This is a genomic window from Streptomyces sp. NPDC041814 (assembly GCF_055590565.1).
Genome location: NZ_JBVJAM010000011.1, coordinates 271,033 through 282,334, shown reverse-complemented (window position 1 = coordinate 282,334; position 11,302 = coordinate 271,033). Strand labels below are relative to the sequence as shown.

At 72.1% G+C, this 11,302-nt stretch carries 13 protein-coding genes; 6 read left to right on the top strand and 7 right to left on the bottom strand.

Features of this window, described 5'->3' with window-relative positions:
- Positions 1–162: 162 nt before the first annotated feature.
- The 3 genes from ACZ6C6_RS27070 to ACZ6C6_RS27060 are packed head-to-tail and all read right to left on the bottom strand — an operon-like array spanning position 163 to position 2,809.
- On the bottom strand, positions 163–855 hold the full coding sequence (locus ACZ6C6_RS27070; protein ID WP_469206125.1) for a TrmH family RNA methyltransferase: 693 nt from the start codon (positions 853–855) through the stop codon (positions 163–165).
- Positions 852–2,102: an HTTM domain-containing protein gene (locus tag ACZ6C6_RS27065; RefSeq protein ID WP_469206122.1), complete on the bottom strand. Its 1,251-nt coding sequence runs from the start codon at positions 2,100–2,102 to the stop codon at positions 852–854. Before ACZ6C6_RS27065 ends, ACZ6C6_RS27070 begins: the two co-directional genes overlap by 4 nt.
- Positions 2,099–2,809: a DUF5819 family protein gene (locus tag ACZ6C6_RS27060; protein WP_469206120.1), complete on the bottom strand. Its 711-nt coding sequence runs from the start codon at positions 2,807–2,809 to the stop codon at positions 2,099–2,101. The genes ACZ6C6_RS27065 and ACZ6C6_RS27060 overlap by 4 nt, the downstream gene beginning before the upstream one ends.
- Positions 2,810–2,912: 103 nt before the next feature.
- Here ACZ6C6_RS27060 and paaA point away from each other — a divergent pair, with 103 nt between their 5' ends.
- Genes paaA through ACZ6C6_RS27035 form a run of 5 tightly spaced genes read left to right on the top strand, consistent with a single transcriptional unit; the run spans position 2,913 to position 6,470 of the window.
- On the top strand, positions 2,913–3,932 hold the full coding sequence (gene paaA, locus ACZ6C6_RS27055) for a 1,2-phenylacetyl-CoA epoxidase subunit PaaA (protein ID WP_469206118.1): 1,020 nt from the start codon (positions 2,913–2,915) through the stop codon (positions 3,930–3,932).
- The gene (paaB, locus tag ACZ6C6_RS27050; RefSeq protein ID WP_018101933.1) at positions 3,929–4,219 is read left to right on the top strand and encodes a 1,2-phenylacetyl-CoA epoxidase subunit PaaB; all 291 of its coding nucleotides are present in this window, start codon (positions 3,929–3,931) and stop codon (positions 4,217–4,219) included. Before paaA ends, paaB begins: the two co-directional genes overlap by 4 nt.
- A complete protein-coding gene (paaC, locus tag ACZ6C6_RS27045; protein WP_469206116.1) occupies positions 4,216–4,917 on the top strand; it encodes a 1,2-phenylacetyl-CoA epoxidase subunit PaaC in 702 nt (233 codons plus the stop codon). Before paaB ends, paaC begins: the two co-directional genes overlap by 4 nt.
- Positions 4,911–5,411, top strand: a complete 501-nt coding sequence (gene paaD / locus ACZ6C6_RS27040) for a 1,2-phenylacetyl-CoA epoxidase subunit PaaD (protein WP_469206114.1) — start codon at positions 4,911–4,913, stop codon at positions 5,409–5,411. Before paaC ends, paaD begins: the two co-directional genes overlap by 7 nt.
- Positions 5,412–6,470, top strand: coding sequence for a 2Fe-2S iron-sulfur cluster-binding protein (locus ACZ6C6_RS27035; RefSeq protein WP_469206112.1), 1,059 nt, complete (start codon positions 5,412–5,414; stop codon positions 6,468–6,470).
- Positions 6,471–6,525: 55 nt separating this feature from the next.
- Here ACZ6C6_RS27035 and ACZ6C6_RS27030 read toward each other — a convergent pair whose 3' ends face one another.
- The 4 genes from ACZ6C6_RS27030 to ACZ6C6_RS27015 form a co-directional block, all read right to left on the bottom strand.
- On the bottom strand, positions 6,526–6,870 hold the full coding sequence (locus ACZ6C6_RS27030; RefSeq protein WP_469206110.1) for a rhodanese-like domain-containing protein: 345 nt from the start codon (positions 6,868–6,870) through the stop codon (positions 6,526–6,528).
- Positions 6,871–6,936: 66 nt separating this feature from the next.
- A complete protein-coding gene (locus ACZ6C6_RS27025) occupies positions 6,937–7,818 on the bottom strand; it encodes a J domain-containing protein (RefSeq protein ID WP_469206108.1) in 882 nt (293 codons plus the stop codon).
- Positions 7,819–7,911: 93 nt separating this feature from the next.
- Positions 7,912–9,411, bottom strand: a complete 1,500-nt coding sequence (locus tag ACZ6C6_RS27020) for a DUF2252 domain-containing protein (protein ID WP_469206106.1) — start codon at positions 9,409–9,411, stop codon at positions 7,912–7,914.
- A 146-nt stretch (positions 9,412–9,557) separates the two neighbouring features.
- Positions 9,558–10,646, bottom strand: coding sequence for an ABC-2 transporter permease (locus ACZ6C6_RS27015; RefSeq protein WP_469206104.1), 1,089 nt, complete (start codon positions 10,644–10,646; stop codon positions 9,558–9,560).
- A gap of 111 nt (positions 10,647–10,757) precedes the next feature.
- Between ACZ6C6_RS27015 and ACZ6C6_RS27010 the strand changes: the two genes are divergently transcribed.
- Positions 10,758–11,207, top strand: coding sequence for a MarR family winged helix-turn-helix transcriptional regulator (locus tag ACZ6C6_RS27010; protein WP_469206102.1), 450 nt, complete (start codon positions 10,758–10,760; stop codon positions 11,205–11,207).
- Positions 11,208–11,302 lie beyond the last annotated feature (95 nt).

The window sequence follows — 11,302 nt, the reverse complement described above, 5'->3', positions numbered from 1 at the left end:
CCCCCCCCCCCCCCCCCCCCCCCCCCCCCCCCCCCCCCCCCCCCCCCCCCCCCCCCCCCCCCCCCCCCCCCCCCCCCCCCCCCCCCCCCCCCCCCTTCCGGGGGGGTGCGGGTAGGGGAAGGCCCGCCGCAGGCGCGCCTGCCCCACCCGCACCCGCCCACCTCACCCAGGAATCACCGCATACCGCGCCACCCAGGCATGCATGGCGATGGCGGCGGCCGCCCCCGCATTGATCGACCGCGTAGACCCGAACTGCGCAATGGAACACACCATCTCCGCACACCGCCGAGCCTCCTCCGTCAGCCCGGGCCCCTCCTGCCCGAACAGGAGGACACACCGCCGGGGCAGGACCGTCCGCTCCAACGGCACCGCCCCCGGCAGGTTGTCGATCCCGACGATCGGCAGCCCCTCGGCCGCCGCCCACGCGGTCAGGCTCGCGGTGTCGGGGTGGTGCCGGACATGCTGGTAACGGTCGGTGACCATCGCCCCGCGCCGGTTCCAGCGCCGCCGCCCGACGATGTGCACCTCCTTGGCCAGGAACGCGTTCGCGGTCCGCACCACGGACCCGATGTTGAAGTCGTGGCCCCAGTTCTCCACGGCCACGTGAAAATCGTGGCGGCGCAGATCGAGGTCGGCGACGATCGCCTCACGGGTCCAGTACCGGTACTGGTCGCCCACATTGCGCCGGTCACCACCGGCCAGCAGCTCGGGGTCGTACCGCTCGTCCTCGGGCCAGGGCAGCGGATGCGGCCCGACACCGATCTCCGTCCCGAACCCCTCGTCGTACTGCACGGGCTCCTCGCCCACAGGCGCGTCGCCGCTGGTCTCACCGGTGCTGCCGGTCTCACTGCTCACCCGACGAGGGTATGGCTCCCGTCGCCGCCGGACTCCGGTGCCTCCGGGCCGTCCCCGGCCGCACGCGGCGCCGGCACCCGTCCCCTCCGCCGGAGCACCCGCTCGCGCCCGGCGGCCGCCCGCCCGCCGAGCCACACCAGGAAGGCGGTCGGCAGGAAGACGGCGTCCGCGGCGATCATGGCCATCGAGAAGAACGGCAGGCCCAGCAGGAGCGCGATTCCCGCGTGCTCGCAGATCATCGCGCCGAGCAGGAAGTTCTTCACACGCCGGTTGAAGAGGGTGAACGGGAAGGCAACCTGCACGATGACCGTGGTGTACGACAGCACCATGACCATGACGCCGCTGGAGGCCAGGAGATCCGACAGGGCGGGCCACGGGGTGAAGTACTCCAGCTTGAGCGGGTAGTACAGCGCGGTGCCGTCCTGCCAGCGCGAGCCCTGGATCTTGTACCAGCCGGCCGTCGCGTAGATCAGACAGACCTCGGCCATGATCACGACGAGGGTGGCGTTGTGGGCGAGGTTGGCGATGACGTCGAGGAGGGTACGGAGCTCGCTGCGCGGCGCGTACCGGTTCACGGCCCACCAGGCGCCCTGGCCGATCCACAGGAACCACAGGAGGAGCGGCAGCCACACGGTCCCGCCCAGACCGCCCGCCACCGAGGCCCCCACCAGGACGGCCCCGAGCACCACCCACAGCACGATCCCGGCCGTGTCCCCGGGCGCCCGTCGCCCCCCGGCTCCCTGGCCGGCGCAGTCCGCGGGTTCGCGGCCCCGGGCCCGCCGGGCGTCCAGCGACCAGACCTGCCCGCAGCGCGTCAGCACCAGGTAGATGGCCATCAGATGGATGACGTTGTCGCCGCCGTCGCCCATGAAGATGCTGCGGTTCTGCAGCGAGAGGACTCCGGCCATGAAGACCACGGAGACGGCGCGGGTGTGCCAGCCCAGCATCAGCAGAAGGGACGAGAGCAGCGCCAGCGCGTAGACGACCTCGAACCACAGGTCGCTGTCCGACCACATGAGGGTCGTGAACGCCTCGTTCCCGGATATCAGCTGTCGCGCCAGGTCCCAGCGCCAGGGCGCGTCCGGACCGTACATCTCGTGCCGGTGGGGCAGCTCGCGGAGCAGGAACAGCAGGAAGGTGGCCGAGAAGCCGATGCGGATGACGGCGCTCTGGTACGGGCCGAGCGCCGAGGCCGTGACGCGCTGGACGGAACCGGCGAGGCCGCGGTCCGGGGGCGGGGTGCTCACTGTCCCGCCTCCTCGGGCAGGTCGTCGGCGGTGACCGTCCACCAGGGCAGGACCCGGTAGGACGGGCCGGTGCCGATCTTCTCGTCGCTCCACTCGGGTGCCGCGACGGACCGGATCTCGGACCGGACCTGAATCCTCAGGATGGCCCCGCCGTCGTCGCTGCCACCGAGGCGCAGCATCACCAGGCGGCGGACGTACTTCTCGGACAGGGTGCCGCGCAGCCCGTTGGGCCGGTTCTTGTCGTCGTGCGACCCGACGTAGAAGTCCCAGGCCCGGCGGAGCTCGTTCTGCTGGACGTGGCTGGGCAGCGGATTGCCGCGTATCGCCCGGCCGTCCTCGGCGGAGAGATTCCGCCAGGCCGTCGTGCGGGGGCCGTCCGGACCGGCCTTCTCGGTGCGCACCTGAACGGACACATTCTGCTGCAGCGGGTTGGGCGCGAAGAGCTTCCAGTTCTGTTCGAACTCGGGGTACACCCAGTCGTCCACCGCCGCGCCGTGCTGCTTGGTCAGCGTGTTGGAGGGCGCGACGTGCAGGAAGACCATGGCCAGCTGCATACAGGCGAGCACCCCGAAGGCAGCGAGCGCCAAGGCGGCGACGATCTGGTACGGAAACGAGAGCCCGGCCATTCCGCCGGCCGCCGCGGGCGCCTCGACGGCGTAAACAGGTCCGCCCCCGCCGCCGGCGCCCCTGCCGTCGTCCGAATCCATCCCGCCCCGATCGCGTCGGTTATCCACAGGGTTGACACCCTACGGGCCACGGACTCACCATTGAAGACATTGAACCGAACGATCGGTCGGTAGGGAGTCCGGGATGGCGGCAGTGACTGCGAGCGAGACAGCGCAGACGGCAGCAAGCGGCGGGGAGGGGCCCGACGCGGCCCTCCAGGACGCCTTCGACGCGGCGGTGGCGGCGGACGAGCGCATCGAGCCGCGCGACTGGATGCCCGACGCGTACCGCGCCTCGCTGGTCAGGCAGATGGCCCAGCACGCCCACTCCGAGATCATCGGCATGCAGCCGGAGGCCAACTGGATCACCCGCGCCCCCTCGCTGCGCCGCAAGGCGATCCTCATGGCCAAGGTGCAGGACGAGGCCGGGCACGGCCTGTATCTGTACAGCGCGGCCGAGACCCTGGGCACCGGCCGCGAGGAGCTGCTCGACAAGCTCCACGCAGGACGCCAGCGCTATTCCTCGATCTTCAACTACCCGACGCTGACCTGGGCGGACGTGGGCGCCATCGGCTGGCTCGTGGACGGCGCCGCCATCACCAACCAGGTGCCCCTCTGCCGCTGCTCCTACGGCCCGTATGCCCGGGCGATGGTCCGCATCTGCAAGGAGGAGTCGTTCCACCAGCGCCAGGGTTACGAACTCCTCCTCGCACTGAGCAACGGCACGCCCGCACAGCACGAGATGGCCCAGGACGCGGTGAACCGCTGGTGGTGGCCCTCCCTGATGATGTTCGGCCCGCCGGACGACGCCTCGGCCCACTCGGCGCAGTCGATGGCCTGGAAGATCAAGCGGCATTCCAACGACGAGCTGCGGCAGCGGTTCGTGGACATCTGCGTCCCCCAGGCCGAGGCGCTCGGCCTGACCCTTCCGGACCCGGACATCCGGTGGAACGAGGAACGCGGCAAACACGACTTCGGCGCGATCGACTGGACCGAGTTCCAGGAGGTCCTGAAGGGCAACGGCCCCTGCAACGAGCAGCGCCTCACGCAGCGCCGCCGTGCCCACGAGGAAGGCGCCTGGGTCCGCGAAGCCGCCGCCGCATACGCCCGCAAGCACACGCCCGGCGAGGACCCGGCCGTACGGAACGGAAAGGCGACAGCATGAGCAGCTCGACGGACTGGCCGCTGTGGGAGGTGTTCGTCCGCTCGCGGCGCGGGCTCTCCCACACCCACGCCGGCAGCCTCCACGCGCCGGACGCCGAAATGGCCCTGCGCAACGCGCGCGACCTCTACACCCGCCGGTCCGAGGGGGTCTCGCTGTGGGTCGTGCCCTCCGCCCAGATCACGGCGTCCTCGCCGGACGAGAAGGACTCGTTCTTCGAGCCGGCCGGTGACAAGCCCTACCGGCACCCGACGTTCTACGAGATCCCGGACGGGGTGAAGCACCTGTGACCGCGGCCCTCGCCCTGGGCGACGACGCGCTGGTGCTGTCGCACCGGCTGGGGGAGTGGGCCGGCCACGCCCCGGTGCTGGAGGAGGAGGTCGCCCTCGCCAACATCGCCCTCGACCTGCTGGGCCAGGCCCGGCTGCTGCTCTCGCTCGCGGGCGACGAGGACGAACTGGCCTACCTCCGCGAGGAACGCGCCTTCCGCAACCTCCAGCTGGTCGAGCAGCCGAACGGCGACTTCGCCCACACCATCGCCCGGCAGCTCTACTTCTCGGTCCACCAGCAGGGCCTGTACGAGCAGCTGGCCGCCGGCGACGGCCCGTTCGCGGGCATCGCGGCCAAGGCGGTCAAAGAGGTCGCCTACCACCGGGACCACGCCGAGCAGTGGGCCCTGCGCCTCGGTGACGGGACGGACGAAAGCCACGAGCGGATGCAGCGGGCGGTGGACACCCTGTGGCGTTTCACCGGTGAGCAGTTCCAGCCGGTCGAAGGCATCGACGTCGACTGGCAGGCGCTGCACAGCCGCTGGCTGGAGAGCGTCACCGACGTCCTCGGCCGGGCCACCCTGACCGTGCCCGAGGGCCCGCAGTCCGGCGCCTGGACGGCGGGCGCGGGCCGCCAGGGCATCCACACGGAGTCCTTCGGCCGGATGCTCGCCGAGATGCAGCACCTGCACCGCAGCCACCCGGGGGCGTCATGGTGACCTGGACCTCCGTCGAGGAGGAGCTGCTGAGTATCGCGGGCTCCGTTCCGGACCCGGAGCTGCCCGTGCTGACCCTGGAGGACCTGGGTGTGGTCCGGGGGGTGGAGGTGCACGACCCGGACCATGTCACGGTCAGGCTCACGCCGACATACACCGGCTGCCCGGCGATCGAGGCGATGTCGGCGGACATCGAGCGCGTGCTGCACGACCACGGCGTGGCCGAGGTGTCCGTGGAGACGGTCCTGTCGCCCGCCTGGTCGACGGACGACATGAGCGCCGAAGGGCGCCGGAAGCTGGCGGAGTTCGGCATAGCCCCGCCCCGGCCGCACGACACCGCGTCCGGCGGTCCGGTGCCGCTGGCCCTGTCCGTGCGCTGCCCGCACTGCGGCTCCACCGAGACGGAGCTGCTGAGCCGGTTCTCCTCCACGGCGTGCAAGGCGCTCCGGCGCTGCGTGGCCTGCCAGGAGCCGTTCGACCACTTCAAGGAGTTGTAGATGTTCCATCCGCTCCGGGTCAGCGGGATCGAGCGGCTCACGGACGATTCGGTGGCCGTCACCCTCGCCGTCCCGCCCGGCCTGCACGAGACCTTCCGGCACCAGCCCGGCCAGCATCTCAACGTCCGCTACACCGTGGACGGCGAGGAGGTCCGCCGCTCGTACTCGATCTGCGCTCCGGCCCCCGAGCCCCCGGCCGGTCCGGCGCTGCGGGTGGGCATCCGCCTCGTGGACGGCGGCGCGTTCTCCACGTACGCGCTCAAGGAGCTGCTGGTCGGGGACACGATCGAGGCGATGCCCCCGATGGGGCGCTTCGTCCTGACGCCCCGCGCCGGGCAGTTCGCGGCGATCGTCGGCGGCAGCGGCATCACCCCGGTGCTGTCCATGGCGGCCACCTTGCTCGCCCGGGAGCCGAACGCCACGTTCTGCCTGGTGCGTAGCGACCGGACCGCCGCCTCGACGATGTTCCTGGACGAGGTCGCCGACCTGAAGGACCGCTACCCGGACCGGTTCCAGCTGGTCACCGCCCTGTCCCGGGAGGAACAGCAGGCCGGTCTGCCCTCGGGCCGGCTGGACGGCGAACGGCTCTCCGGGCTGCTGCCGGCGCTGCTGCCGGTGGCGGAGATCGACGGCTGGTTCCTGTGCGGGCCGCTGGGCCTGGTCCGGGCCGCCGAGGTCGCGCTGCACGGACTGGGCGTGGACCGCTCCCGCGTCCATCAGGAGATCTTCCACGTCGAGGACACCCCCGCCGGGCCTGCGGGGCCCCGGGTCGAGACGCCGGTCGGCGGCGTCCTGACGGCGACGCTCGACGGCCGGTCCGGCACCTGGCCGGTGGAGGGGGGCGAGTCGCTGCTGGAGACGGTGCTGCGCAGCCGCTCGGACGCCCCGTACGCGTGCAAGGGCGGCGTCTGCGGCACCTGCCGGGCGTTCCTGGTCTCCGGCGAGGTGCGGATGGACCGCAACTACGCCCTGGAGCCGGAAGAGACCGACGCGGGTTACGTGCTGGCCTGCCAGTCCCGTCCGGTCACCGAGGAGGTGGAGCTCGACTTCGACCGCTGACGCCCCGGCGCCCGGAGGCCCGGGCGCCTCGCGGGCGGGTCGCAGGCGGGTCGCGTCAGGCGACGAAGGCCGGGGTGCCGTCGTCGGTGACCATCGGGCGGCCCGCGCCGTCCCAGGCGAGCATGCCGCCGTCGATGTTGACGGCGTCGACCCCCTGCTGCACCAGGTACTGGGTGACCTGGGCGGACCGGCCGCCGACCCGGCACATCACATGCACGCGGCGGCCGTCCTCCACCGCTTCGGTCAGCTCACCGAAGCGGCCCACGAAGTCGCTCATGGGGATGTGCAGGGCGCCCTCGACGTGTCCGGCCGCCCACTCGTCGTTCTCCCGGACGTCCAGCACGAGGCCGTCCGCCGGAACGGAGGCGACATCGACCGTGGGGAGCGGGCCGAAATTCATGGGTCATGCCTTCTCTCGTCAGTGCGCTCGGGTCACCGAATCAGTGCGCTCGGGCCACCGAAAACGCTACTGCACCAGAGCCGCGAGCTCCGCCTCCCGTTGCGAGACCTCGCCCAGCAGTTGTTCGGCGATCTCCTCCAGCAGCTGGTCCGGATCGTCCGGGGCCATCCGCAGCATGGCGCCGATCGCGCTCTCCTCCAGCTCCTGGGCCCACTCAGACAGCAGTTCCTTGCGCTGGGTCAGCCAGTCCAGCCGGGCGTAGAGCTCATCGGCCTCGCTCAGCTCCTGCCGCGGCGCGGCCGGTCCCGCCGCCCACTCCTCGGCCAGTTCCTTGAGCTGGGCCTCGTCCCCGCGCCCGTAGGCGGCGTTGACGCGCGCGATGAACTCGTCGCGCCTGGCCCGCTCCGCCTCGTCCTGGGCGAGGTCCGGGTGCGCCTTGCGGACCAGGTCGCGGTACAGCTTGCGGACCTCGTCGGTGGGCCGGACCCGCTTGGGCGGGCGGACCGTCTGTTCGGTCAGCATGGCCGACGCCTCGGGGGACAGGCCATCGGTGTCCATCCAGTCGTGGAACAGCTCGTCCACGCCCGGCATGGGCATCACGACCGACCGCGCCTCCTCGGCCTTGCGCAGGTCCTCGGGATCACCGGTCTTCGCCGCCCGCGCCTCGGCGATCTGCGCGTCCAGCTCGTCCAGCCGCGCGTACATCGGACCCAGCCGCTGATGGTGCAGCCGGGAGAAGTTCTCCACCTCGACCCGGAACGTCTCCACCGCGATCTCGAACTCGATCAGCGCCTGCTCGGCCGCCCGGACGGCCTGGGCAAGCCGCGCCTCGGGCCGCTCCCGCGCCGCGGTATCCGCCGCCTCCTCGCGGCCGGCGGCCGGCCTGGCCTCGTCCTGCAGATCATCGTCATTCCGGGAGGTCGGCACCCCGGGCGCTTCGTGGGTCACCCGTCCAGCGTATGGCCCCGGCCCGCCTCCGTGGACCCGCGGTGGGCCCGGCAGACCTCACGCCTCCTGCCGGGCCGGCGGCGCGAACGCCCCTCACACGCCCCGCTCCGCGGCGATCCGCCCCGCTCCGATCGCCCGCACCAGGTCCTCGTGGTCCGCCTCCGTGCGGTCCGCGTAGGTCACCGCGAACGCCGCCACCGCCTCGTCCAGCTCGTCGTTCTTGCCGCAGTAGTCGGCCAGCAGCCTCGGGTCCGCGCTGTGGGCGTGAGCCCGCGCCAGCAGCGCCCCGGTCATCCGTCCGTAGTCGTCCACCTGGTCGGCGACCAGGGCGGCGGGGTCGACGCTCCCCTTCCGGTTCCTGAACTGCCGTACCTGGAAGGGCCGGCCGTCCACCGTCGTCCAGCCCAGCAGATGGTCGCTGACGACCTGCATCCGCTTCTGCCCGAGCACCACGCGCCGCCCCTCGTGCGCGACCTCCGGGACCGCGAACCCAGCGGCGGCCAGATGCGGCCCGAGCACCGAGGGCCTGGCCTCCTTCACCTGGAGCACCAGCGCCTCCCCCCGGTGGTCCAGCAGCAGCACCACGTACGAGCGGGTGCCGACGCTGCCGGTGCCGACCACCCGGAACGCCACGTCATGGATCGCGTACCGGGCTAGCAGCGGCAGCCGGTCCTCCGAGACGGTCCCCAGATAGTCCCCGAGACCCGCCGCCACGGCCGCGGCCTCCGCGTCCGGGACCCGGCGCAGCACCGGCGGCGCGTCCACGAAGCGACGGCCGCCGTCCTCGCACTCCTCCGTGGACTTCGCCGCGAAGCGGGCACCGGTGTTGTTGCGGGCCTTCTCGGAGACCCGCTCCAGGGTGCCGAGCAGGTCCCGCGCGTCGGTGTGGGAGACGAGTTCCTCGTCCGCGATGGCGTTCCACGCGTCGAGCGCGGGCATCCGCGCCAGCAATCGCATCGTCCGCCGGTAGGCGCCCACGGTGTCGTACGCGCCCTTGCGGCAGGTGTCCTCGTCGGCACCGGCCTCCCGGCCCGCGAGCACCAGCGAGGTCGCCAGGCGCTTGAGGTCCCACTCCCAGGGCCCGGCCGCGGTCTCGTCGAAGTCGTTCAGGTCGATGACGAGGCCGCCCCGCGCATCGCCGTACAGCCCGAAGTTGGCCGCGTGCGCGTCGCCGCAGAGCTGGGCGGCGATCCCGGTGACGGGGGTGCCCACCAGGTCATGGGCCATCAGCCCGGCCGAGCCGCGCAGGAAGGCGAAGGGGGTGGCGGCCATCCGGCCCACCCGTATCGGCGTCAGCTCCGCCACCCGGCCCCGGTTGGACTCCTCGACCGCGCGCACCGCGTCCGGCCGCCCGGCCGGCAGGTCCAGCTTCGCGTGCGCGGACCTGGGCACCCGCGCCCGCATCTCCTTGCCCTGGTCCTTCGGCCGGCCCCCGGCCTCCGTGTGCGCCCGGTCCGTACGGGGGGCGAACCCCGGCACGGCCGGTATGCGCGGCCCACCCCCGGCCGCGGGGAGCACGGCCCCCGCCACCGCGGCCTCACCGCCGAGTTCAACGAGTCGCACCGGCCGCGGTCCCGTCCCGGTCTTCTCCATGGCGCGCAGCCTCCCCCGCCCCGCCCGGCCACAGCCGTCGGGACCCGCCCAACATCAACTGCCGCCGACGGTACCGCCGTACACCGATCACCGTCTGCCCCTGTGGACAACCCCGGGGGCCGGACTCTCCCCCGCTGGTCAGCCGCTCAGACTCCGACCGCCTCTTCCATCTCCTCTTCCTCCCCGGCCGACGAACGCGCCGGGCCTTCGGAATCAGCGGCAGGGGGGACGGCCGGAAGAGCGGCCGCCGAGCGCCGGCGCGCCTCCGCCAGGCCCGCGAGCCCCGTCAGCGCCACGCCGGCGACGAACCAGAGCGCCAGCACCAGCAGATTCCCGCCCAGCGCGTGGCCGCCGAAGTACACATGGCTGCGTACACCCTCCACGAAGCCCGCCCCGTTCCAGAAGGAGTGCAGCGCACCGAAGAAGCCGGGCTGGAGCTCGGGACGGAAGATCCCGCCGGAGCTGGTGAAGTTGAGCATGACGAACAGCACCATCACGCCGAGCGTGGTCCACCGCTTGAGGAACGTGTGCAAGCCCACACCGATCAGCAGGATGCCCGCCGAGTAGAGCCACGCCATGGCCCAGAGCCCCGCGAGCCCGTGGTCCACGAGACCGAACAGCGGCCCCGCGAACACCGCCCCGATGGCACTGACCACCAGCGAGGCGCCCAGCGCCAGCGCCACTCGGACCCGCAGCCGCAGCACCGCTCCGGCGCCGCCGATCACGGCGACGGAGGCGTACGAGCCGATGCTGACCGCGACCAGCAGGAAGAAGATTCCCTGGCCGGTCGGATCGCCGTCGGCCGTGGGCGCGGTGTCCGTCACCTTCAGCGGGGCCCCCTGGCCTGCCGCGACCTGGGTGAAGACCTTCTCGACCACCGTCGCGCTGGTATCGGAGGACGCGGAGGCGACGAGCAGTTCGGGGGCGTTGCCGGGGATGTAGGCGCCGTAGCTGTCCTGCGTGCGCAGGTGCTCGGCGGCGGTGGCGCGGTCGGCGACGGTACGCACGCTCAGCGCCCCGTCCCCCTTGTCCTGGAGGGTCTGGGCCAGCACCTGCGCGGAGGGCCCGGAGCCGACCACGTCGACCCTCAGGTCGTGCGGTTGCGGAGCGTGGAAGGCGCCGAGGTAGGCGAGGCCCATGCCGATGCACATCAGCAGCGGGGTGACGAGGTGGCTCAGTACGTGACGCAGCGCGCCCGCCGGAGTGCCGGCGGTGGCGCTCGGGCCTGCGGACATGGGGGCTCCAGACGATCGGCCAGGTAGTTGGTTTTTACAACTCAACTGGTTGGCTTTTACAACTTCGATTCCGTTGTACTCTACAACTGAACTTTCGAGGAAGGCGAACCCGTGCCAGGCACCCCCGGAGAACGCGAGGAGTCGCTGGACGTCATCCAGCGCGAACTGACCGCCTTCGCCCGCCGCGCGCGGGCCGCCGCGGCCAGACTCCACCCCGAGCTGCCCCTCGTCTCGTACACGCTGCTGGCACATATCGATGACCAGCAGGGATGCCGCGCGACCGATCTCGCGGCGCACTACATGCTCGACAAGTCCACGGTGAGCCGGCAGATCGGCGCCCTGGAGAAGCTGGGCCTCGTCGAGCGGCACCCCGACCCGGACGACCACCGCATCCAGGTCCTGCACCCCACCGAGGCCGGAACGCAGGCTCTCGCCGCCACCCAGGCCAGCCGGCGCGCGGCCTACCAGGAACGCCTTGCGGACTGGACGGAGGGCGACCTCGCCCAGTTCGCCGCGTACCTCCTGCGCTACAACGCGGCGGGAGACGCCCCACACTCGTAAAACGGGCGTTTCACGTGAAACCAAACACCGTGAAACCAACCACACAGGGAGGGTGTCGTCCCCGAACCGCCCTCGAACCGAAGAAGCCCCCCAGG

Bases quoted from the DNA above. Each gene is read 5' to 3' on its own strand.
- paaD (WP_469206114.1), top strand. From the start codon at position 4,911: ATGGTGACCTGGACCTCCGTCGAGGAGGAGCTGCTGAGTATCGCGGGC.
- ACZ6C6_RS27015 (WP_469206104.1), bottom strand. From the start codon at position 10,646: ATGTCCGCAGGCCCGAGCGCCACCGCCGGCACTCCGGCGGGCGCGCTG.
- ACZ6C6_RS27060 (WP_469206120.1), bottom strand. From the start codon at position 2,809: ATGGATTCGGACGACGGCAGGGGCGCCGGCGGCGGGGGCGGACCTGTT.
- paaB (WP_018101933.1), top strand. From the start codon at position 3,929: ATGAGCAGCTCGACGGACTGGCCGCTGTGGGAGGTGTTCGTCCGCTCG.
- ACZ6C6_RS27035 (WP_469206112.1), top strand. From the start codon at position 5,412: ATGTTCCATCCGCTCCGGGTCAGCGGGATCGAGCGGCTCACGGACGAT.
- ACZ6C6_RS27030 (WP_469206110.1), bottom strand. From the start codon at position 6,870: ATGAATTTCGGCCCGCTCCCCACGGTCGATGTCGCCTCCGTTCCGGCG.
- ACZ6C6_RS27020 (WP_469206106.1), bottom strand. From the start codon at position 9,411: ATGGAGAAGACCGGGACGGGACCGCGGCCGGTGCGACTCGTTGAACTC.
- paaA (WP_469206118.1), top strand. From the start codon at position 2,913: ATGGCGGCAGTGACTGCGAGCGAGACAGCGCAGACGGCAGCAAGCGGC.